Raw genomic sequence first — 21,991 nt, forward strand, 5'->3', positions numbered from 1 at the left:
GGCACTTGATGCTGCCTGAAAGCCATCATTTGGATCTCTGCAGCCACAGGATCTGTAACGTGTGGCTTCTCCGCCGCACTCCTGACAAGGATGAAGCATCCAAATCAATCCTACTTGCAAATGACTCTCAATACCGATAGGAGCCGTGACCCATACGCAAGCAGGAGCGAGTAAAGATGTTGGGTATGCATCGTAACAGGGCCGTTTATGTAATCCCCCTGTCCCTGCTCATGGGCAGTGAAGCCTTCGCAGCAGATCAGACCGTAAAGCAGCCTGACCAAACAGGAAACGTGAAAGCCGCTGCCCAGACCCGACAGGTCCTCCCGTCCGAAACGCGAGCAACAGCTGTGGAAAGCCTGCGTGTGCAAGGACGCAAGCCTTCTACAGTGGCGTCGTCTGCAACAAAAACGGACACTCCTCTTGTCGAAACAGCGCAATCCGTTACAGTCATCACCCGTAACGAAATGGACATTCGAGGGGTCCTGAACCTCAATCAGGCCGTTAGGTACGCTGCTGGTATTACGCCTGATTTACGCGGGGGCGAAGGCACGCGATATGATCAGTTTCTGCTACGTGGGTTTATGGTCCCGACATTCCTCGATGGCCTGAAACTTCAGGACAGTCCCACGGGTTACGCCAGTGCTCAGACCGACACTTCAAGGCTGGAACGCATTGAGATCCTCAAGGGTCCTGCATCCGCAATCTACGGTCAGTCGAGCCCTGGTGGTCTTACGGCTCTCTCCAGTAAACTTCCGACGGACCAGAGATTCTACGGAGGAGTCAATGCGACTGGCGGCATGTTCGATCTGTATCGCGTAGACGCAGATGTAGGTGGCTTTGCAACGGATAACGGGTTTGTCCGATATCGTATCAACGGCACAGTCAACGGCCAGCATACACAGCTTGCCAGGACAGGAAGCCGCCGTTTCAGCATCAGCCCGTCCTTTACTCTTGGTGGTGACGGCCCCACGACACTCACGATTCTTGGTAACTATCAATACGATCCCGAAAACGGATCATATGGCGGCGTGCCGCTGGTTGGCTCTCTCAAGCGCGCATCTTTTGGCTATCTGCCGCGCAATTTCTATGATGGTGATGCCAACTACGAGAAGTTCAACCGCAAACACGGTTCTATCACGTATATCTTCAATCATCGCTTTAACAAGGACTGGTCGTTCACGTCACGCGGCCGCTACGATGACATTAAAACACAATACCGCAGCGTCTATAACAGCGGTTATTATACAGACGAAGCAAACGGCCTCCTCGCCCGATCTGCTTTCGGGACGAATGAACACACGCATAATCTGGCTTTCGACAGTCAGTTCAAAGGGCGTGTCCACACAGGGCCTCTTACTCACTCACTGATGTTTGGCTTTGACTACATGCAGCAAACGGCCTCGGAACAGGGTTTCTATGGTTCTGCACCAGATCTGAACGTTTTCCACCCAGTCTCCTACATGGCCATCCCCGCTGCGGCCCCCTACATCAGCTACAACACAACATCCCATCAGATCGGAGCCTACGGTCAGGACGAAATTCGCTGGAAGCATCTGATCCTCACGGGCAGCATTCGGAACGACTGGTACCGCTCTCACCAGGTTGAACATATTTACGGATCAGACACCCGCCAAAGTCCGAGCCAGATCACCTGGCGTGCTTCAGGTCTCTACCATTTCAACTTCGGTTTGGCGCCGTATATCAGCTACTCGACATCCTTCCAGCCACAGTCTGGTCTGGTTTCCAGCAATGGAGGAGCAACCCTCCGTCAGGCCAATCCATCACTTGGCAAGCAGCTTGAAGGCGGTGTGAAGTATCAGGTTCCGGGAACGTCCATCCTGCTGAGTGCGGCCGGTTTCCACATTGAGCAAACAAACGTCCTTGTGGCTGTAGCCAACACATCATACAGCCTCGAAAGTGGCAAAGTTCATTCGGACGGATTTGAGTTTGAAGCGCACGCCGAACCTTTCAAAAATCTGATGCTCACTGCAGCCGTCAGCTTCCAGAAGGTTAAGGATGATTCTACTGGCAAGCCACTCATCCAGTCTGGCCGTGGTAATGCCTCCCTCTTTGCGTTCTATACCCTGCCGTCTGGCCCACTGAAGGGCTTCGGTTTCGGTGGCGGCATGCGTTACACAAACAAGTCTTACGGTGGCGAAGCGAACTATGGCAGCGTCTGGGTTCCACAGTACGCCGTCTTCGATGCCTCTATCCGCTATGACCTCTCAAAGATGTCGCACTCTCTTCGTGGCTGGAATGCTTCAGCGAGCGTCCGCAACCTGTTCGACAAGAACTTCGTTGCGAACTGCCTGAGCTATGCCTCCTATGGTCAGGAATTCTGCTATTACGGAGAGCGTAGAAACGCTCAGGCGACCATTGGCTATAGCTGGTAAATCATCGCCGTTGAAACGCTGGGATCTGACCTGCCGAATTCTGGCAGCCGTTCCCGGCGGTTATGCACTCTCGGCTTTCGCCGGGATCTGCATTGCCCTTTGGCTACCCGGCTTGCGGGTCGAACGCGCCATGATTGGGATGCTGATTGGCCTCTTGATCTGGCCTGTCGCTTTCATGATGAGCTTCGCTATTTCTAACGGACGCAAAGTCTTGGGAGGCACCGTGGTTGTCCTCCTTGCCCTGATAGGTCTGGCAGTACTTAAAGGGTGGCGCCCATGAAGGGAAGATTCCGGGCGTCCATGGCATGGCTGCATACAGGTCTTGGTCTGATCACAGGCTGGATCCTGTTCGCAATCGCACTGTCAGGAACCCTCAGCGTCTTCAGGGAAAGCATCAGTACCTGGATGCGGCCGGAACTCCCGACTGCCCCCGTGCAAACCATTGATGCAACAGCCCGTGCAGTATCCTGGCTTACAGATCAAACACCCAAATCACCGGCCTGGTATCTTGCCGTTCCCAACCATCGCGCACCTTATGTCTTTGGAACTTGGGAACGACCTGATGGAAGCTACATCCAGAAAGCCCTGAACCCTCTCACCGGCAGCCCGGACGGTATCCGTGATACTCTGGGAGGCGAGTTCTTCTATCGTTTTCATTTTGAACTCCAACTCCCTTACCCCTATGGTCGTCTGATCGCTGCCGTCGCTGCGCTCGCTTTAGTCGTAGGTCTCATTACCGGCCTGATCATTCATCGGCGCATCTTCGCAGATTTTTTCACATTCCGTCCAAACAAGGGACAGAGAAGCTGGCTGGATGCCCATAATCTTCTGGGTGTTATCGCTTTTCCTTTCCACCTGATGATTTCCTTCACGGGAGCCGTCACTCTTGTCACGATGTTACTGCCATGGGGACCGCAAGCTGTTTACAAGCAGGACATCATGGCAGGCTATACGGACCTCAATCCAGCCATTGAATCCCGCCCTGCCAGCGGAAAACCCGGTCATCTGACGCCTATCATCCCTGTGCTGCAAGAGGCTGAAAAACGCTTCAAAGGAGCTGGAATCTCACAGGTCTATATTTACAACCCCTCAGACGCGGCTTCCCTGATCACAGTTATGGCCGGGAATAACGGTACCATCAGTACCCTTTCTCACAGCCTGACGTTCGATGGGACGACAGGACTTCTCATGAAAGAGCACATCGAGACGCGTCCAGCCGTTCGCACCTACACGTTTCTGTATGGGCTACACATTGCACGCTTCACACCGGACGTAACACGATGGCTCTATTTCATTTCCGGCCTGATGCTGACCGCCGTCATTGGGAGTGGGATGCGTCTGTGGACTGTCAAACGCCTTCGCCTGCCCCATCTTGGGCATGTTCTGACAGATCGTCTGAACGTTGGCGTGCTGGCTGGCGCGCCTCTCGCCTTCGCATCCTACTTTTTGGCCAACAGACTATTGCCCCCGATGTCTGCGCACCGTGCAGATCATGAAGTGCAATGCGTTTTCATTGTCTGGGGGTTGGCACTGGTGTTTGCTCTCGTGCGCCCTGCCAGACGCACATGGCCCGAGATGCTAACAGCCTGCACATTGGCCTGCTTTGGAATTGCAGTGATGAGCAGTCCATGGATCAATCCTGTCACCCAAAGCACCGCCCTTGTGAGCCTGTTCTTCTCTGGTGCTTTTGGTTACGCCGCCTTCCGTGCGCTCAACGGAAAAGCAAAGCAGACATGATCGGGCCGTCTTTCCTGTGCGGGCAATTCGCAATGCTGCTCCTCGCCGCTGGATCAGCTCGTGGCGGTGGCATTTTCTTCCGAAAATCTCCCCCCGGCTCTTATCGGCTTGGACTGCAAGCAGCTGGCTTTGCGCTTCTAACGCTCAGCCTGCTTCTGGAACTCTATGACAGCGATTTCCCGATCGTTGCCACGACAACCTGGATAGGGCTGCTCAGCCTTGAGGTGCTGATCACGGCATTGATCTGCACAGCTTTAAATGCCCGCAAGCGGTCATCGCGGTAGTTTCATTTCCTGAGATCCCGCAAAACCGCTCCTGAGCGTTCGAGCGCAAGCGATGTCTTGGGCGTTCCAATCCGCTGCGCCTGATAAATTCCACTGTGGCCGGACGCCAGATAGGCAATGAAGCATCCCGCCGCATAGTAAACGACATCCGTTGCCCCGAAGAGCTCAACGGCCATGAACGTACAGGCCAGAGGCGTATTCGCTGCCCCTGCAAAGACCGCTACAAACCCCACACCAGCCAGCAGATCTGCTGGCACACCAAGTACCGGCGACAGCGCATTTCCAAGCCCGGCGCCAATGAAGAAAAGCGGCGTAACTTCCCCGCCCTTAAATCCGGACGCGAGTGCTACCAGCGTGAAGACCAGCTTCCAGAACCAGCTCCAGGGATAATACCCGTGGCCGAAAAAATTCATGATGCTGGCGCCGTCGATGTCAGGAGACACCACGCCAAGACCGAGATAGTCCCGCGTTCCCAATAGACCGACCAAAAAAATCGTCAGAACTCCACCCAGTGCGGGGCGCAACCATGTCTGCGGGCAGAGTTTCTGAAAAATACCCGCCAGCCGATGAACACCCAAGGCAAAAGCCCGACTGGCAAGACCAAAGCACATGGCGGCAAAACTGACTTTTACAAGAAGCAGCGCATCGACATGGAACATCGTGCCATCGGCAGACGGAATACCCCGAAAACCAACATGATATGCTGCATGGTGAATACCCCAGGCATGGCAAGTCCAGTCCGCAACAATGGAGGCCACGGCGACTGGAAGAAGCGCTGCATAGTCCAACCGCCCCAGCGTCAGAACTTCCAGACCGAAAATGGCACCCGCGACCGGGGTTCCAAACACGGCCCCAAAGCCTGCAGCAATCCCCGCCATCAGAAAGAGGCGCATTGCGCGGTCATTGAGGCGGAACATCCGCCCGATTGCCGCAGCAAAGCTGCCACCAATCTGAACAGCCGTCCCTTCGCGACCAACCGAAGCGCCAAAAAGATGGCTGATGACCGTCCCAAACAGGACAAGAGGCGCCATGCAGAACGGCACACCCCCGCCCGGCTTGTGAATTTCATCGATAATCAGATTATTACCCGCCGCAGCCCTGCCACCGTAACGCTGATAGAGAAGCGCTACCCCGACACCCGCTGCGGGAAGCCCTATGAGCAAAGACAGATGCAGAAACCGTAAATGCGTCGCCTGATCGAGAAGCCAAAGAAACAGCGCACAGACGGAGCCGACACTAACGCCCAACAGCGCCAGGATCAGTCCCCAATGCAACGCGATCCGAAGAAGTCGTGGGAAATTCTGAAGCGTGCGCATTGGATACATCTCTCCTGTCATGCTTCTAGAGAAGCGGGTTTGACAGGAATCATCAGCATCTCGCCGTGGAGAGCGGTTCGACCATAATGGTCAGGCAGAATCCATTGCCATTACGAAGATGCTAGCGATGACGCCCTACGATGTCACCCCTATCATCTGAAAATGGCTTTCCCTGAAAATAGAGAAAGCCATTTTTTAACCTAATATCAGAACCCGACGGAAATATTCCCCGTTACGCTGAAGCGTGGATACAGGTAGTAGGTGGGCGTACCACTGGAACTGATGGTGCTGCCATAAATACCCTTGGCAGCCTTGGCGTTGGAGACGAGGCTGTAGACACCAGTTCGCACAAAATCACCTCCAAGATTGCTGAAGTTCAGCTGGAACTTCGGCGCCTTGAAACGGCCGAACGAATTGAAGCGATAACCGAGCGACAGATTATCGGTGATATAACCCGGAATCTTCTCGTCATTCATGAATGTTGCATACTGGGACGAGACATAGCTGACGCTGCCATTGGCAAAGAAATGCCCATCGTCATAGGTCAGACCCGCGCTGGCATGAACATGCGGAGACTGAACGGCCTTCTTGCCCTTCGTCGGCAACAGGTCGCTGACTGTCTGGCCATTCAGCGACCCCGTCGTCAAGATATTGGAATCCATTGTCGCGTTCAGGTACTCGACAGAGACATACGGGCTGAAATGATGCCACGGATGGGCTGAGATCATGAAATCTACCCCACGCGCAGTCTGATTACCCGCATTAATCGTAGAACTGATCGCCTGATTGTTGATGTAAACGCTCGTAGAAAGCAGACGATTGGTGATGGAATAGTTGAACATTTCCAGATCGGTCATGAAGTAATCATTGTCAAAGCGCCATCCGAGTTCTTCCTTGATGGAATATTGCGGCTTCGGATTATAAGGATTTCCGACATAGCCGCCCGTCTGCGCGTCATAGACCTGACCAAGCGATCCCGGATCAGGCATACGGAAGTCACCCTCAGCATTCACATAAATCATGTTGTGCTGATCAATGCGATAGCTGATCCCCACCTGTGGCAGCGGGACGACCTGGTTCTGCTCCGTACGAGGTGTTGATGAGGCCCCGTTGACCGTCCAGCGATTGATCATGGCAACCTTGATGCCACCGTTCAACGTCAGGCGGTCATTCAGCAGCTTTGCTGTATTCTGGAAGAACAGCGAGTGAATTTTCCAGCCCGCATCTCCCTGATAAGGCATGTAACGCTCACCATTGACGTACACTCCTCTGGAACTGTTGTACGGGAAATACTGTCGGCCGTTGCTTTGCAGCACAGAATACATGTTATTGACCTGGTTGTCCTGATAGTCGAACCAGTACCCCAGTTCCATATGATCCCAACTGACAGGATCATAATTCAGCTTGGCAACAGTCCCGGCATGCGGACGATACACGCTGTAATAGGATGCGGCCGGGACACTTCCCGTAATACTGCTTCCACCCTGCCCGATCGTCGCGTTACGGCCAGAGCCGTTAAATAGGCTACCGTTGTAAGTATAGCCACCGTTATAAACGTAATATGGTTTAAAATCGAAAGAGAATTTTTCTGCCAGATGCAGATGTACGGGCAGAGTCACGAAGACCTGATCCCACATGTTACCATTCAGCATTCCATACTTTGAAGGATTGGATGGGTCATAAGATGAAGAATAGTTATACGTCCCCAGCCCATCTTTCTTGTTATAGAACTGCTTCGCCGTAGGCTTGAGTGGTTCCATTGTGAACTGATGGTTCCACGATACGAACAGATTTACAGACGAACCGTCCTCAAAGTCCTTGGCAGCACCGAAATCCAGATGACGGCGCTCGTTAGTGCCGGGGCCATTCCAGTTGCGAGAATGGGTATGGGAAAATGATGCAAACGTACGGATCCCGGAATTGCCGATGTCACCGCTCTCAACACGAATGAACTCACGGGATAGGTTGTTGGTCCCGTATGAGAAGTCCATCAGACCGCCAAACTTGTGAGACGGAGTCATGGTCTGAGAGTCCATGATGCCAGCAGCCGCAGACGTCACAGGCAGATCAATGGCAGATGACCCCGGTGTGACCGAAATCATGTTGACGTTCTCTGTATCGACGTTCTGATTCAGATAATATGCCGTGGCAACCGGCACACCATTCAGAAGAATGCCCATATCTGAATCTGTCAGGCTGCGGCTGTTGATCTTGCCTCCCAGAATACCCGAACTATCGACAGTCGAAACCGTGACGCTCGGCAGGTTCTTGATCATGTCGAGCGCCGTGCTGGCGGGGCTTTGCATCTCAATATACTGCTTCGTAACCGTCTGAACGGAATGAGGCGCGATTTCCCGGCGCATCATGCCACCACCACCATTCAGGGCCTGACGCGACACACGAACGGAAATGGCTTCCGCATCCTGCGCATTAACGGAAGTACGCGGATGCATGATCTTCACCGGCACCCGACCATGTGCCTTCACCTGCGAACCACCCGTTGCAGCAGGATGGTTGCCACGGGACTGCGAAGCAGCATGGCCGCTTCCATCACAAAATACCCCAGCCAGCACGGTAGCTGTTAGCAATATAAGGCGTCTGGCACCAGTTTTCATCTTCATCCGTCCTCAGATATGTCGTCTGTTGCGCAGAAAATATTTATAACAGCACCCATGACAAGTCAGACAAAGAAAATATATGACATTTATTCTAAATCATTTCATTCATAATCTTTTAATGTGACTTTTTTGTCGCAAAATATTATTTTATATATTGTAATATATTTAATTATTTCCAAAATAAATCTATAAGTATTTGTGTATGATTTGAAATATTTACATACCTATAAAATGCACCACATCGTTGCATATAAGAGAACACTTAATTTTCAAGACTATCCCTCTGGTGATTTTTTTCAGATATCCGTCTTGTTATGCGCGCGGAACGACGAAAGAAAATCATGAAAATCGCCCGATTTGTGCAACAAATTATGCCATGCTTTTGTGCCCTCCTTCCCCTGAGGAGGAGCTTTTAGATTTCAAATGCCTAACAAGTGGCTGGCTTGGCGTCGCCAAGGGCGAAAAACTCTTGGCCACCCCAAAGTTATCCGCCCTAAAAACGTAAAGGACCATTTATGCACGGTCGTCATAGAGCAAATATTGCGACGCTTGTCTAAAGCGTTCATACACCATATCCAACCTCCCTGTGCGTAAGGCGAGGATAGACATAGAAGCACCCGTCCTTCTGCTTCAGTGGTCAACAGGACATGTTTTCTTTCAGTCATGCTCTTGCTGACGGCTCCTGTCGGGAATGCTTCGCGACAAAATGGGAGATCACATATGACCCGCGAAACCGGCGCTACCCTTTTTCTTGAAAAACAAAATATTCCATTCAGTCTGCACAACTACGAATATAACCCAAACGGCGGCTTGATCGGAATGCAGGCTGCAGACGCAATTGGTGCTGATCCAGCGAGCGTTCTGAAAACCCTGGTTGTTGAAATTGACAAAAAACAACCCGCTTGCGTGGTGGCACCCGCACACCAAAAGTTAAATCTCAAGAAGGTTGCAGCACTTTTCGGTGGGCGAAACGCTCGCATGATGCCTCCTGAAAAAGCTCATGAACTGACAGGATACCAATCCGGCGGGACCAGTCCCTTCGGGCAACTCACGCCCATTCCCGTTGTTTTGTCGCAGGATGCGATAAACCAGACATATGTCTATATCAATGCGGGCCATCAAGGCTTCGTTGTACGCATCTCCCCACAAGACGCCCAGCGCATTACAGACGCCAGAGTTGCCGATGTCGCGGCTGACTAACCAACAGAACGAGTTCATTCGGGAAGCACTGCCCTCGTACGCAAACACAGCGACATCAAAGCTCTCTCCGTGTCGTTCTCTGTCCAAGGAACAGAGCACTCTTGTCCAGGAAGTCCTGACATTCTGCTCTGAACACTTGCACGACCGAAGTGCACTTCTCGTCATTGAAGGCGCGGCGGGCACCGGCAAGAGCGTTGTGCTGAATGCTATTTTTAATAACATTCAGACACGAGCGCGTTCCAAAAATTCTGCCGATCCACTCAATGGTACGCGCAATGCGCTTCTGGTTAACCATCCCGAAATGCTGAAACTCTACCGCAATATCGCGGCAGACATGCCGGCGCTTAAAAAAGCGGATTTCGAACGCCCTACAACATTTATTAATCGCCACCATAAAGCTGAGACCAAAGCAGATATCGTGCTGGTCGACGAGGCCCACCTGCTTCTTACCCGGCCAGATCGCTACAACCATTTTAAACAACAGAATCATCTGGAAGAAATCCTGGATCTGGCTCGGGTGGTTATTATCGTTTTTGATCCATCCCAGGTTCTAAAATTCAAAAGTCATTGGTCCAGCGCCCTACTGGATCAGTTCTGCCAAGGTCGTTTGACCCGAACCCTGCATCTGACTACTCAATTCCGGATTGAAGCAGGGCCTGCAATCAGACATTGGCTTGATGCGCTGACAAAGGGCCACCTCTTGCCCCGCCCCCGGGATCAGAAGTTTGACCTACGCGTCTATGACGACTGCGCAAAGCTTTACGAAGATCTGCAGGCTCGCAACCGGGAAGTCGGTCTCTGCCGACTGCTATCGACCTACGACTATCCCTACCGTTTAGACGGCAAAGACCATTTCATTGAAGAAGGAGATTTCCGCCTGCGCTGGGACCGCTCCAAGCCAGAAGAGAAACTGCCTTGGGCAGAGCGCCCGGACACCATTGATGAAGTCGGCTCCGTTTATACCATTCAAGGCTTCGACCTGAACTACGCTGGCGTCATTCTGGGGCCTTCCCTGGTCTACGATGACACAACCGACAGAATTCGTGTTAATCCGTCGCGTTATGAGGATAGTGCGGCATTTCAGGGACGTGAAGGCATAGAAGCTCCTGATGAGGCGAAACAACATATCATTTTGAATGCTTTGAATGTTCTCCTGACACGCGGGATGAAAGGACTTTATCTCTACGCACATGATCCTGCTCTCCGGAAACGACTTTTAGACAATTGAAGATTCCTGACAGAACAGTTCACCATCACGTGCGTTCAGTCCTGGTTACCCAATAATGTTTAGCGCTCAAGAATGATTGACTTGCTATTCTTCTGTACGCCGCTCAAATCATGCAAGGAGATCCCGTTATGACGTTCAAGTCCCCATTTGCTCTTGCCGCATTTTTTAGTGCGTCCTTTCTTTGTTACAGCGCATATGCAGCTGACACTATTGACAAAGGCTCTATCTCGTCAGGTAATGTCGAGATCATTGGGCGTTTTCAGGAGGCTCAGCCTTCCGGGATTGCTGCATTACCAGATGGCCGCCTGGTCCTGGGCTTCCCTCGCAGCGTCAAAGATCACTCCGGGCCACGTCTGGCCACCTATGCAGACGGACATTTGACCCCTTTCCCAGATGCAGCAACTCAGGATCGCTTTGTTTCCCCCCTGGGCATGACTTTAGACACGAGAGGTCATCTGTGGGTTCTGGATGAGGGAATGTTGGCTGGACAGGGAACGGTTCCTGGAGCACAGAAATTGTTCGAGATCGACCCGGGCACTAACACCATCTTGAACGTCCTCTCACTTTCTGCGCCAACCCTACTACCAGACAGCCACGTCAACGACGTACGGATTGATCTGACCCACGGTAAAGTAGGTACAGCCTTCATTACCGATACCTCTACCGGCGTTCACCCCGCCTTGATTGTTGTGGATCTCGCTTCGGGAAGACAGCGTCGCATTCTGGCCGATACGAAACCTGTGATGCCGGAAACGGGCTTCGTCGCAGTTATGGATGGTCGTGCTGCGCGTTATGATGCCAATCATGCCCAGATGCCCCAAGGTGGAGCAAACGGGATCGGTATCAGCCCGGACCAACAGACACTTTACTGGCAGCCACAGACCAGCCGTAGGCTCTATTCAGCCCCAACTTCCGTGCTCTCTGATCGTACCGCGACAGAAAAGCGGATAGAAGCTTCCGTCCATGATGAAGGCGAAACAGGCATGGGCGATGGTATGGCAACGGGGCCAGACGGCTCGCTTTACATCACTGACGACGAACGTCACGCCATTTTAAGGCATGCCCCGGATGGAACACTCTCCGTAATCGCACATGATCCCCGCATGATCGAGCCTGATGGTCTGACTTACGGAAAGGATGGCCTGTACTCAACAATCGGCCAGTGGGCACGACTGCCAGATTTCCACAATGGGAAAGATATGCAGGAATTACCCTACATCGTAGTTAAAATCACACTTCCACAATAATTATATGAAATAAAATAATAAACCCACGCGTGCATAATCGTGGGTTTATTATTACTTAGAAAATATTCTCTCAGTATGCGACGCTAACTTCACCCAGGAACATACGTCCTGCAGACGGCGTTGCTCGGTTTGAGAAAAGACTCTGGTAATTCAGTCTATTTGCCAGATTGTAGCCATTCATGGAAACTTTCCAATGCTGGTTAAATCGATGGGAAATCATGGCACTGAAATCCAGATTTGCCGGAGCGCGCAAGGTATTGGCTGCATTTAGCCAGACATGCTCACGCCATGTCAGTCCTCCACCCATTGTTAGGTTGTAAGGTTTGTTCGGGAAAGCACTATATGCTGACCAGAGTGTCGCCTGATTATGCGGCACATACTGAACATTCTTGCCGCGGTTCGCCTTGGTGGCAGAATACGTCGTACTACTGTCGTAAAGAGCATAGGTCGCAGAGATATTCCATCCTGGTAGAATGACACCTCCGACAGAAAGCTCCAGGCCCTGATTGCGCTGCCGATCAGAAGAGCCCTGAATTTCGCCGGTCACAGGATCAGCATTCAATGCATTCCCCTTGTCCAGCCGGAACAGCGATGCTGTCAGACCCAAACGGTCATGCAAAATACTGTACTTGGCACCGAGTTCGTAAAGCTGGGCTTTTTCCGGGCTCGCAAAGGAGTTGGTTCCTGGCCGGATCGGTACAGACCCATTGGTCACATACATGCCCATAGGGGTCGTCGAATTAGCCCATGTAAAGTAATACGTCTGATGCGCATCCGGCGTGATGACAAGACTTGCATTAGGGTTAAAAACGCCCGTGACATCATGAAAGTGTTGATCGGGATTTTTGGCGACGTTTCCGCCAGTCAGATTGTAGCTCGTCTGCCAGCGGTCCCAGCGGAAACCACCTTTCACAGAGAGCCACTTGGTGAACCAGACCTGATCGAAAAAGAACAGACCCGTATCAAACCCATATCCATTACTATGAGACTTTGCGCCCAAAGAACCCAGAGAGACCAGTCCTCCAGGGTTCAGGTCTCCCGGAACCAGTTCAAGATTACCCACATGCGGATTGGGGTTCACAAGGCTCGCATAGGGTTTTGGTTTCAGATAAGTCGACTGTGATCGAACATCATTAACACGCTCGATATCAAATCCTGTCACAATCTGATGCCGAAGAAAGCCAGTATGGAAGTCCGCAACCATAGAGCCGACATTCTGTACCGACCAACTCGTCTGCTCATATGGCAAAGGCGCCATGTATGTTCCTGCTCCGGTGCCATTTCCCGCCCCGCTAGGACCAGAGCGCGCAACAAGAGCCTTTGATGCATCTCCATTGAAGTAATTATTCACGCAAGTCGTGTCACAGGTCGCTTTCGAGGCTGCAAACGAGCGGAAATATTCTCCTCCCCGCAAATCATCGTAAAACGTGATGTGTTTGTTCAGCTTAAAGCTGAAGCGTGCGGTTTCCATGTTGGCATTTGTGGCGTTCTGATCGTTATCGGTGCCGTACCAGTTCGTACGACGGATGCCATATTCCGTGATGGGCTGGCCATATTTCGCTCCCGGCTTCGTAACGACGGGAACACCGAAATCAGGAACAGAATTTTCCTGCTGATGCATGTATTGAAGAACCAGCGTCGTTCTTTTTCCAATACCGAATGCAAGGGACGGAGCAACCCCCCAGCGATGGGAGAAGATATAATCCCGCCCTACAACGTTATGTTCATCCCCCATCCCAGTAATCCGGAAAGCAGTAGAATCATTGATTTTCTGATTCACATCCAGGGTGCCACGGTAATAACTTCCTGACCCTCCGGAAAAATCAGCATTATAATGATTTTGCAAGCCAGGCGTCTTGGTCACCATATTAATCGCGCCGCCTGTCGTCCCATTTCCGAAGACTTCGGAAGATGGCCCCTTGATGACAGACACACTTTCAAAGTTGAATAAATCACGCGAATAAACGCCGAAATCTCTCAGGCCATCTTCGTAAATATCATTCTGTGCCTGAAATCCACGGATCAGAAACTGATCCCCGTTCATTCCACCAGCACCTTCACCGATGGACGTAGTCACACCCGGCACATTCCTCAGAGCCTCATCAAGAGATTTGACATTCTGCTGCTGCATCAAAGCTTGCGGCACAACATTGATGTTCTGCGGCGTATGCATCACATCCTGCGGCATGCGGGAAAGCCCAAGAGCCTGATGCATGGTGTTAAAACCATGTCCCTGCACTGTCAGATGTTCGACATCTGACCCTTCAATATCCGCAGTCTCCTTTGAATGCCGCGTTGATGTGTCAGGTTTTCGATCTGGCTTTTGACCGTGTGTCTCAGGCGCTGCAGCATAACCCTGCGAAGACATTAAAAGAGTACCAGCAATGGAAAGAGACGTGATGTGCGTACGCAATGAATTTGTCACCAAAAACCTCTTTTATGTGAGCTGATGTTTCACAACATGACACCCATATAGTTTTAGTGATAATCATTCGCAACAAAAATTTTTACAGCCAGAATTGCACTGGATTTTCCCTAGGTTCAACTACGCTATCGGGATGTGCCCCTCACGCAGAGGTCTTCCCAATCTCTTCATCTCTGATGATCCAAAAGACACTTCAAATGACGAAAATTGATTGACTACCATGCCGACGTAGTAGCGTTTGAAAAGGAATGTGATAGATTTGCTCTCTCGTTTTTCAAACGCAGAAAGCTCTGACATTGACCATGAGATATATTCGGCTGCGTTTTTTCATCCCATATTTTTCTTTACTTGCAAGTGAAGGGTGTTCCTTTCAGGGAGCCCCCTCTTTTCCTGTAGCCGGTGCATACTTTCCAGGCTGGATGGTCTGTGGGCTTATTGGTGTGGCAGTCGCTGTGGGATTGCGAGTGGTATTTCTTCTAACCGGAATTGATGCCAGTCTCAGCTTTCGGCTTTTTACTTATGTGGCTCTGGGCGTCATCGCTGCGCTGACGGTGTGGACGCTGGTGTTTGGTCCCTGATGATGCAGCGCACTCGTATCTCTCATACAAAGCCAATTGGTATCATCATTGCAGTTCTCTGTGTGAGCGCGGCTCTTTTGTTTGGCATCCATGTCTCACACGAAGACAGCACTCACCCTTCCTCCGACAGCGCGAGCATTGATGCAGAAGTGGTCCATATCGCCTCTACAGTTGGCGGCCGGTTGAAGGACTTGCACGTTTCGGTCAATCAGCATGTCCATAAAGGCGAAGTCCTTTATCAGCTCGATCCGGAACCTTACGAACTGATCGTCCGACAGGCTCAGGCCAATCTGGATCTCGCCAATGCGGAAGTTGAAAACCAGACACGCCTACTCAGTATCAAGACATCGAACGCAGCTACAGCGGAAGATCAGGTCGTTCGTGCCAGAACCAACCGCGATCTGGCCGCACGTACAGTTGAGCGACTAAAACCACTTGCGGGACAATCTTATATTCCATGGCAGCAGTATGATCAGGCCCGTGTCGCATTGCATGACGCTGAAGTCTCACTTTCGCAGTCACAAAACCAATCAACTGCGGCAACAACGGCAATTGGAAATCTGAAAAGCTCTCTTGCTGCACGGGATGCTAGCCAGGCAGCTCTCGATCATGCCAGATACGAACTTCGTCAGACCGTCGTGAGTGCCCCAACCGATGGGTATGTCACTAGTCTGCGCGTCAAAGAAGGCGAAGTTCTCGCGCCATCCCAGGTTCTTTTCACGCTGATTTCCGATGATGAATGGTACGCGACTGCCAATATTCGTGAAATCAATCTTTCTTCCGTGCAGATTGATGACTGCGTGACCGTTTATTCCATGATTGATCGACATATTCCCCTAAGAGGACATATCGAGAGTATTGGCTGGGGTGTTCTGTCCGTAGACTCTGCTGGGATTGCCCGATCGTTACCTGTTGTCCCGCGTCAGATGGACTGGGTTCACGTCGCCCAGCGCTTCCCGGTCCGTATCAGGTTGGAAAAAACAAATCCACATCTTCTAAGGCTCGGCGCTACAGCGACTGTGGAGATCCGACATGGCGCAGCCTGTCCCTGATACGGCGGCGAGCGCGCCCTCTCCCCCTCCCAACACACAGATGATGCCAGGACTGACCATGGCCCGGATCTGGCGACTAATCTGCGATCAATCGCCTGGGCGCCTTGGATATGCCCTTCGTATGGCCGCAGCCTGCACGACGACCGTTCTGATTGGAGAAATCTGGCAGGTACCCGAACTGGCAGTTCCGGCTCTCGTAACAATGGCACTCTGGCAGAAAGACCGCGTCACCAATGCAGTAGCCGGGATCGCCGTCAATGTGCTCATCCTCATCCTGCTTCTGGTCATCTACGGTCTGGTCCGCGTGACGCTTGATCATCCCATGGGACTGGTAATCGTTATTGCCCTGTTGTCATTCAGTTTCTTTTTCCTGGGGTCAGCCAGCAAACTCAAACCCGTAGCCTATATGCTGGGTCTGATTACAGTTTACGGATTGGTGGCGATCGATCAGGTTCCCGTAGGAGAAATCGTAACACGCGCACTCCTTTATACGGATTTGTTTCTGGCCATCCCCGGGGCTGTCATGATCGTACTTGGCCTTCTGATTTGCCCATCCCCAAAAAAAATCCTGACAGACGACATCGCTGCCCGGCTCCACATGGCCGCCTCTCTTCTTCAGAACCCTAGCCTCCAGACACGTGAACGGGCTACTGCTCTGCTTAGAGACGGTACGACAGGGATGATGAAGTCTGCCAGAATGGCTGCACTTGAAAAAATCTGGTCTACCCATGATCTGGCTTGCCTGAAACAGGCTGCCAGCAACAGTTTTGCCATTCTGGCACTTGCCGATCATGCGAGCCGAACATCCCTGAGAGAAGAACCGTCCAGTTGTCTTTTAAAAACTCTTGAAAGCATGGCGGATATTTTTTCAGACGGCGATTATCCTACAAATATTCAAAGACCTGTCATAAAGCCCGAGCAACCCATTCTAGAAGCGATGGCCAATCTTCTGCCGAATTTTACAACCCCATCTGCCGCTTACAATGAAACGCCATCCAAGTCGAAAAAATCCGGCTTTTTTACAGAAGATGCTTTTAGCAACCCTGATCATGTCCGTTTCGCAGTGAAAGGGACCGCTGCGGTGATGCTAAGCTATCTGACCTTCAAAGTACTGGACTGGCCCGGTATCCATACCTGTATCATCACCTGCTTCATCGTAGCACTTCCTACGATGGGCGAAATGATTTCAAAGCTGACATTACGAATTACAGGCGCTCTGATGGGAGGTTCTTTGGGAATTATCTCCATCATCACGATCATGCCGCATCTGAATGACATCACTGGTTTTCTGATATTGGTTTTCGTCATTTCCCTGCTTGCCGCGTGGATCAAGACAGGAGATGAACGGATTGCCTATGCTGGTTTTCAGATCGGTCTGGCCTTTTATCTAACGGATTTGAAAGGCTATGGCCCAACCGCTGACATGGCCACCGCACGAGACCGCATTGTCGGTATCATGCTTGGGAATTTTATCACGTATATGATGTTCACCAGTTTCTGGCCTTCGAGTGCCTATGACCATCTCGGGTCCAGCCTTCGAAAGTTGGCGGAGTGCCTAAAGAACCAAGGTAAGGTACAAGCCGTTCAGGATAAAATCCAGGCTGCTATCAGCAGTCAGGCAGCATTGGCTGAAAGCGAGCGAACACTTGAGTATGCCATGTCCGAGCCGCTCCATATGCGCGCAGACAAGCCACGCCTTCGGGCTGCCAGAGAGGCTCTCGATGATACGGCAAACCTCACTGAAGAACTGCTCGTCACTTGTGAGAAAACTGACCTTCTCGATCGCATAGCACGACTGAAACCGATTATCTGATGACCTATTCCACCCAAACTTCCTCACAGTTCGTATCGTCTTCCAGACCGCCCTCTAGCCGCCTCTGGTTTTTATTGACGCCGTTGCTGTTGTCTGGCTGTGCTACGCAAGCTCTCGATACGGCTCCAGGCCGCCCTGATCGTCCCTGGCAGCCTAATGTCGCAGTGGGGGGAGAATTGGTACCCGGAAAACCAAGTTCGCACACACTGACTGTTCCAGCGGGATATACCCTTCCTTCCAATGAGAAAATTCATGTTCGGCCACCAGCTTCCGAGTTGAGTTTCCAAACGGGGCATGCCTATTCCCTGTCTGAACTGATTGATATTGCGCAGTCCTCCAATCCTGAAACACGACGCGCCTGGAACCTTGCCCGTGATGCCGCTTTGGCTGTCGGCATCACGAAGAGCACCTATCTTCCCCGCCTGACAGCAACTGTCGTTGGAGGCTACAATCACAGTCGTAATGATGGTGCCAGCCCTTCCATCAGTAATGGGGGCCTTGCAGGAGACGCTATCAATTCAGGTTTGAACGGCCTGAACAGCGCCTTGGGAGGAATCCGCAATAATAGATCGGGAGCCGGTGAAATTCAGACCCTTGGTCTGGAATGGCTTTTGTTCGACTTCGGAAAACGTGAAGCGATCATCGCAGCCACAGAGCAATCACAGATTGCGACCAATATCCTCTTCACTGCAGCCCACCAGAAGATCATCTATAACGTTACGACCGCCTATTACACGCATGCTGCTGCACAAAACCGCGTTGCTCTGCTGCACAAAGCACAAGATAATGCTCGCTTCGTTGAAGCAGCCGCGACTGCCAGGTTACATCAGGGTCAAGGAACTATTGTCGATGTTACCCAGGCGCGCCAGGCAACAGCTCAAACTGAGCTCAGACTTGTTCAAGCAGAAGGCGACGAGCAGAATACTGCACTGGAGCTTCTGAATGCCATCGGGCTTTCGCCCAACACAAAACTTGAGACGCTGGATATTTCCGGGCGCCCTCTGGGTCTGAACGATATTCGATTAACGGATGCCCTCGTCCAGCAGGCTGTTTCACGTCGCCCAGATGTTCTGGCGGCATATGCTCATGCCAAAGCCGCCAAAAGCAGAGTTCAGGCCGCCAAAAGCGAGTTCCTTCCGAAAATCTTCATGACCGGGAACGTCGCCTATACCACAGGCCGACTTGCACTTTCCTCTGTACCAGGCGTTGGAAGCGAAGCACCTCCCACCCTCAATCTTTCGAGTAATGCATTCAGCAGCCTGATCCTGGGTGGAATTACCGTACCCATTTTTGATGGTGGGACACGAATGGCCCTCCTCAAGCAGGCAGAAGACCAATCAGACAGTGCGGAAGCCACAGTACAACAGACAGTCGATAGTTCGGTGAAGCAGATCGTGGCTGCGGAAAATGCACTGCATACAAGCCTAAGTGCCTATGCTGCATCCGACAAGCTCGAGACAGCTGCAATGACGGGTTTCAAGGCATCCACAGCAGCGTATCAGAGTGGCGTAGGATCAATGACCCAAGTCAGCATCTCGCAAAATGCTTATCTGGATGCGATGCTCAGTCACTCGGATGCGTATTATGCAGCCTTGATCGCAGCGGCCAGCCTTGCTTTTGGGACCGGATCCTTGAGTCAAAATGAAGGACTGTAGACTGCGTCCGGTATCTGCCTAAACAAAGCGAGCCGCCCCAGACCTCGATGGAAATACATGATGTGATTTCAAAATTATTTCTTGATGACATTCTTTAGAGAATAAATTTCTTATTTTTCTTTAACGATACAGATATTATAAGATATATTAATTCAAGATAATAATAGTAATTAATAAAACTAAAATAAGTTAAAAATAATTTTTTTAAGGAATTTCTCAACTAGAGATAATTTTTATCAACAAAAAATATGAATATATTATTTTATAATAACTATCTCGGAAACGTTACCAGTAACAAAACAAAAAATCACCATCGCGTTATTCCAAACAAAAAATAGTCATTTCTGTTATTCGTGAAAATTTTGAATGAAGAGGCACACGCATATCAAATTATGTCTTCAGGAGAAGGCCATTGGAAAAAATAGCTGATTCCGGCCCTGTTCAAATCTTTCTTTCGCGTAGAAAGCTTCTGGCTTTTTCCGGTGCCTGCCTAACAGTCGCAGCAATTGGAACACCATCGAAAGGATCTACTCAGGACGTTGTGGCATCAAATCGCGATAGCATTTCGGATTTTATGCAGCTTTCTGCTTTTGCCACCGGTCACAAAAATCTGGATCTCAATATCGGATCAGCACTTCTCTTGGCATTTGAAGCTCAGAAGCATGATTTTTCTGCTCAAATAAAGGCTCTCCGCGAACATATTACTAAAAATAATTATCAGGATGTTGAAGCACTGGATGCAGCCATAAAAGATGATCCTCTGCATTCTACACTCCTTCAAATTATCCGAGGCTGGTATTCAGGCGTTGTTGAGAGTGGAACAAACGCTAAAGTTTACGCCTTCGAAAAAGCACTCATGTATCAGCCGTCCCGCGATGTCGTGGTCATTCCGACATATGCTCATAACGGACCCAATTATTGGGTCTCGGAACCCGCATCCGTCGATGTCATGCCGGCATTTTAAGGACTTTATTCCGTGATTATGCGATATTTTCGCCCTCTGTCCGCCACAGCCATGACAACCGTTCTGCTTCTCGCAGGGACGAACGTACGGGCGCAACCGACAGAACCAACACCCGTTTCAGCGCATCGCCCCTCCATCAGCCGCGGTCATTATCTGGCAATTGCCGCCGATTGTGCGGCCTGCCATACCAATGGGCGGGACGGTCAATTTCTTGCTGGTGGTTATGCCATTTCTTCCCCAATGGGGAATATCTATTCAACCAATATTACGCCGTCGAAGACGCATGGTATCGGAAACTATACACTGGAGCAGTTTTCTAAGGCTCTCCGGCACGGTATTCGCGCCGATGGTGCGCAACTGTATCCCGCCATGCCTTATGACGCTTACAATCGTCTGACGGATGAAGACGTCAAATCGCTCTACGCTTACATAATGACTGAAGTAAAACCCGTAGATGCACCTTCCCCCAAGACGCAACTCCCCTTCCCGTTTTCAATTCGTGCATCACTCGGTATTTGGAAAATTGCGGCAAGGATCGAAGGCAAACCCTATGTCTTTGATCATACGCACAATGACGACTGGAATCGTGGTCGCTACCTGGTCGATGAACTCGCCCATTGCGGTGAATGTCATACACCCCGTAACTTTTTTCTGGCTCCTAATCAGTCCGCTTATCTTGCTGGTGCGGACATAGGATCATGGCGTGCGCCAAATATTACCAATGACCCTCAAAGCGGTATTGGCAGTTGGTCGGATCAGGATCTCTTCCAATATCTGAAGACTGGAAAAACCGCACATGCTCGTGCAGCAGGACCAATGGCAGAAGCAATCGAGCATAGCCTACAATATCTTCCGGATGCCGATATTTCTGCCATAGTTACATATCTGCGTTCGGTTCCAGCAAAGGCAGAAAGCGGTCAAACAGTCGCTAATTTTGGGCATGCCGGCCGCCCATCCAGTTACAGTGTTGCTGACGCTAACTCCCGTCGCAGCAATAGTACTCTGACAAAAACAACCGATGGTGCTGCGCTCTACGAGGCTGTGTGCGCCAGTTGCCACCAATCTGACGGTAAAGGGTCCAAAGACGGTTATTATCCGTCCCTCGTAGGAAATACGACGACCGGACAGCTCAATCCAAATGATCTGATCGCCAGTATTCTTTACGGTGTGGACCGCACAACGGATAACCACGAAATCCTGATGCCGGCTTTTGGTCCAGACTCTCTCGTACAGCCCCTGACAGATGAGCAGATCGCCACAATCGCGGACTACGTTTTAAGTCACTTTGGCAATGCCCAGGCCACGGTCTCGGCAGATGCGGTCAAACAGGTGCGGGCGGGCGGGAAACAGGTTCCTCTCGCCAGGCTCGCCAGCCCGGGCGTGATGCTGCTTCTCGGAACTGGTGGCATCTTGGGAGCCATTCTGGTGGTAGGCGGCCTGTGGTGGCTGATCAGCCGTCGCAAAAAGCGTTCCGCTTAAAT

At 51.2% G+C, this 21,991-nt stretch carries 16 protein-coding genes and 1 riboswitch; of the genes, 13 read left to right on the top strand and 3 right to left on the bottom strand.

Annotated features, from left to right (window positions below):
* The first annotated feature begins 185 nt into the window (after window positions 1-185).
* Genes AC3B6F_RS10320 through AC3B6F_RS10335 form a run of 4 tightly spaced genes read left to right on the top strand, consistent with a single transcriptional unit; the run spans window position 186 to window position 4,414 of the window.
* A complete protein-coding gene (locus tag AC3B6F_RS10320; protein WP_489824511.1) occupies window positions 186-2,393 on the top strand; it encodes a TonB-dependent siderophore receptor in 2,208 nt (735 codons plus the stop codon).
* Window positions 2,394-2,403: 10 nt separating this feature from the next.
* Entirely contained in the window at window positions 2,404-2,673 is a 270-nt protein-coding gene (locus AC3B6F_RS10325) for a hypothetical protein (RefSeq protein ID WP_489824290.1), read from the top strand.
* A complete protein-coding gene (locus AC3B6F_RS10330) occupies window positions 2,670-4,130 on the top strand; it encodes a PepSY-associated TM helix domain-containing protein (RefSeq protein ID WP_023941905.1) in 1,461 nt (486 codons plus the stop codon). Before AC3B6F_RS10325 ends, AC3B6F_RS10330 begins: the two co-directional genes overlap by 4 nt.
* The gene (locus AC3B6F_RS10335) at window positions 4,127-4,414 is read left to right on the top strand and encodes a DUF3325 family protein (RefSeq protein ID WP_023941903.1); all 288 of its coding nucleotides are present in this window, start codon (window positions 4,127-4,129) and stop codon (window positions 4,412-4,414) included. The genes AC3B6F_RS10330 and AC3B6F_RS10335 overlap by 4 nt, the downstream gene beginning before the upstream one ends.
* A 2-nt stretch (window positions 4,415-4,416) precedes the next feature.
* Here AC3B6F_RS10335 and AC3B6F_RS10340 read toward each other — a convergent pair whose 3' ends face one another.
* Window positions 4,417-5,751 carry a voltage-gated chloride channel family protein gene (locus AC3B6F_RS10340; protein WP_489824291.1) on the bottom strand — a complete coding sequence of 445 codons (1,335 nt, stop codon included), beginning with the start codon at window positions 5,749-5,751 and terminating at the stop codon, window positions 4,417-4,419.
* Between the two features lie 15 nt (window positions 5,752-5,766).
* Window positions 5,767-5,848, bottom strand: a riboswitch (Fluoride riboswitch).
* A gap of 88 nt (window positions 5,849-5,936) precedes the next feature.
* Window positions 5,937-8,351 (bottom strand): TonB-dependent receptor, encoded by a 2,415-nt coding sequence (locus tag AC3B6F_RS10345; RefSeq protein WP_489824292.1) that lies wholly within the window; start codon window positions 8,349-8,351, stop codon window positions 5,937-5,939.
* A gap of 717 nt (window positions 8,352-9,068) precedes the next feature.
* On the opposite strand from AC3B6F_RS10345, the gene ybaK reads away from it, so the two are divergent.
* The 3 genes from ybaK to AC3B6F_RS10360 all read left to right on the top strand — a co-directional run bounded on the left by ybaK (window position 9,069) and on the right by AC3B6F_RS10360 (window position 12,023).
* Window positions 9,069-9,548: a Cys-tRNA(Pro) deacylase gene (gene ybaK, locus AC3B6F_RS10350; protein WP_489824293.1), complete on the top strand. Its 480-nt coding sequence runs from the start codon at window positions 9,069-9,071 to the stop codon at window positions 9,546-9,548.
* The gene (locus tag AC3B6F_RS10355) at window positions 9,532-10,776 is read left to right on the top strand and encodes a DUF2075 domain-containing protein (protein WP_489824294.1); all 1,245 of its coding nucleotides are present in this window, start codon (window positions 9,532-9,534) and stop codon (window positions 10,774-10,776) included. The genes ybaK and AC3B6F_RS10355 overlap by 17 nt, the downstream gene beginning before the upstream one ends.
* A 128-nt stretch (window positions 10,777-10,904) precedes the next feature.
* Window positions 10,905-12,023: an SMP-30/gluconolactonase/LRE family protein gene (locus tag AC3B6F_RS10360; protein ID WP_489824295.1), complete on the top strand. Its 1,119-nt coding sequence runs from the start codon at window positions 10,905-10,907 to the stop codon at window positions 12,021-12,023.
* Window positions 12,024-12,093: 70 nt separating this feature from the next.
* Here AC3B6F_RS10360 and AC3B6F_RS10365 read toward each other — a convergent pair whose 3' ends face one another.
* Window positions 12,094-14,448 carry a TonB-dependent receptor gene (locus tag AC3B6F_RS10365; RefSeq protein ID WP_489824296.1) on the bottom strand — a complete coding sequence of 785 codons (2,355 nt, stop codon included), beginning with the start codon at window positions 14,446-14,448 and terminating at the stop codon, window positions 12,094-12,096.
* Window positions 14,449-14,867: 419 nt separating this feature from the next.
* Here AC3B6F_RS10365 and AC3B6F_RS10370 point away from each other — a divergent pair, with 419 nt between their 5' ends.
* From AC3B6F_RS10370 to AC3B6F_RS10395, 6 genes are all read left to right on the top strand, one after another.
* Window positions 14,868-15,026 (top strand): hypothetical protein, encoded by a 159-nt coding sequence (locus tag AC3B6F_RS10370; protein WP_489824297.1) that lies wholly within the window; start codon window positions 14,868-14,870, stop codon window positions 15,024-15,026.
* 2 nt (window positions 15,027-15,028) lie between these two features.
* The gene (gene mdtN, locus AC3B6F_RS10375; protein ID WP_489824512.1) at window positions 15,029-16,078 is read left to right on the top strand and encodes a multidrug transporter subunit MdtN; all 1,050 of its coding nucleotides are present in this window, start codon (window positions 15,029-15,031) and stop codon (window positions 16,076-16,078) included.
* Window positions 16,059-17,891, top strand: a complete 1,833-nt coding sequence (locus AC3B6F_RS10380) for an FUSC family protein (RefSeq protein ID WP_489824298.1) — start codon at window positions 16,059-16,061, stop codon at window positions 17,889-17,891. The genes mdtN and AC3B6F_RS10380 overlap by 20 nt, the downstream gene beginning before the upstream one ends.
* Window positions 17,891-19,546, top strand: coding sequence for a TolC family protein (locus tag AC3B6F_RS10385; RefSeq protein WP_489824299.1), 1,656 nt, complete (start codon window positions 17,891-17,893; stop codon window positions 19,544-19,546). Before AC3B6F_RS10380 ends, AC3B6F_RS10385 begins: the two co-directional genes overlap by 1 nt.
* A 412-nt stretch (window positions 19,547-19,958) precedes the next feature.
* Window positions 19,959-20,510, top strand: coding sequence for a sorbitol dehydrogenase family protein (locus tag AC3B6F_RS10390; protein ID WP_282859295.1), 552 nt, complete (start codon window positions 19,959-19,961; stop codon window positions 20,508-20,510).
* A gap of 18 nt (window positions 20,511-20,528) precedes the next feature.
* On the top strand, window positions 20,529-21,989 hold the full coding sequence (locus AC3B6F_RS10395) for a c-type cytochrome (protein ID WP_489824513.1): 1,461 nt from the start codon (window positions 20,529-20,531) through the stop codon (window positions 21,987-21,989).
* The last annotated feature ends 2 nt before the right edge of the window (window positions 21,990-21,991 follow it).

It is taken from the genome of Gluconobacter sp. ESL1110, assembly GCF_058107395.1.

Coding starts and splice junctions, on each gene's coding strand:
- AC3B6F_RS10335 (WP_023941903.1), top strand. CDS start 4,127: ATGATCGGGCCGTCTTTCCTGTGCGGGCAATTCGCAATGCTGCTCCTC.
- AC3B6F_RS10395 (WP_489824513.1), top strand. CDS start 20,529: ATGCGATATTTTCGCCCTCTGTCCGCCACAGCCATGACAACCGTTCTG.
- ybaK (WP_489824293.1), top strand. CDS start 9,069: ATGACCCGCGAAACCGGCGCTACCCTTTTTCTTGAAAAACAAAATATT.
- AC3B6F_RS10360 (WP_489824295.1), top strand. CDS start 10,905: ATGACGTTCAAGTCCCCATTTGCTCTTGCCGCATTTTTTAGTGCGTCC.
- AC3B6F_RS10355 (WP_489824294.1), top strand. CDS start 9,532: ATGTCGCGGCTGACTAACCAACAGAACGAGTTCATTCGGGAAGCACTG.
- AC3B6F_RS10345 (WP_489824292.1), bottom strand. CDS start 8,351: ATGAAGATGAAAACTGGTGCCAGACGCCTTATATTGCTAACAGCTACC.
- AC3B6F_RS10320 (WP_489824511.1), top strand. CDS start 186: ATGCATCGTAACAGGGCCGTTTATGTAATCCCCCTGTCCCTGCTCATG.
- AC3B6F_RS10340 (WP_489824291.1), bottom strand. CDS start 5,751: ATGACAGGAGAGATGTATCCAATGCGCACGCTTCAGAATTTCCCACGA.
- AC3B6F_RS10370 (WP_489824297.1), top strand. CDS start 14,868: ATGGTCTGTGGGCTTATTGGTGTGGCAGTCGCTGTGGGATTGCGAGTG.
- mdtN (WP_489824512.1), top strand. CDS start 15,029: ATGCAGCGCACTCGTATCTCTCATACAAAGCCAATTGGTATCATCATT.
- AC3B6F_RS10385 (WP_489824299.1), top strand. CDS start 17,891: ATGACCTATTCCACCCAAACTTCCTCACAGTTCGTATCGTCTTCCAGA.
- AC3B6F_RS10330 (WP_023941905.1), top strand. CDS start 2,670: ATGAAGGGAAGATTCCGGGCGTCCATGGCATGGCTGCATACAGGTCTT.
- AC3B6F_RS10380 (WP_489824298.1), top strand. CDS start 16,059: ATGGCGCAGCCTGTCCCTGATACGGCGGCGAGCGCGCCCTCTCCCCCT.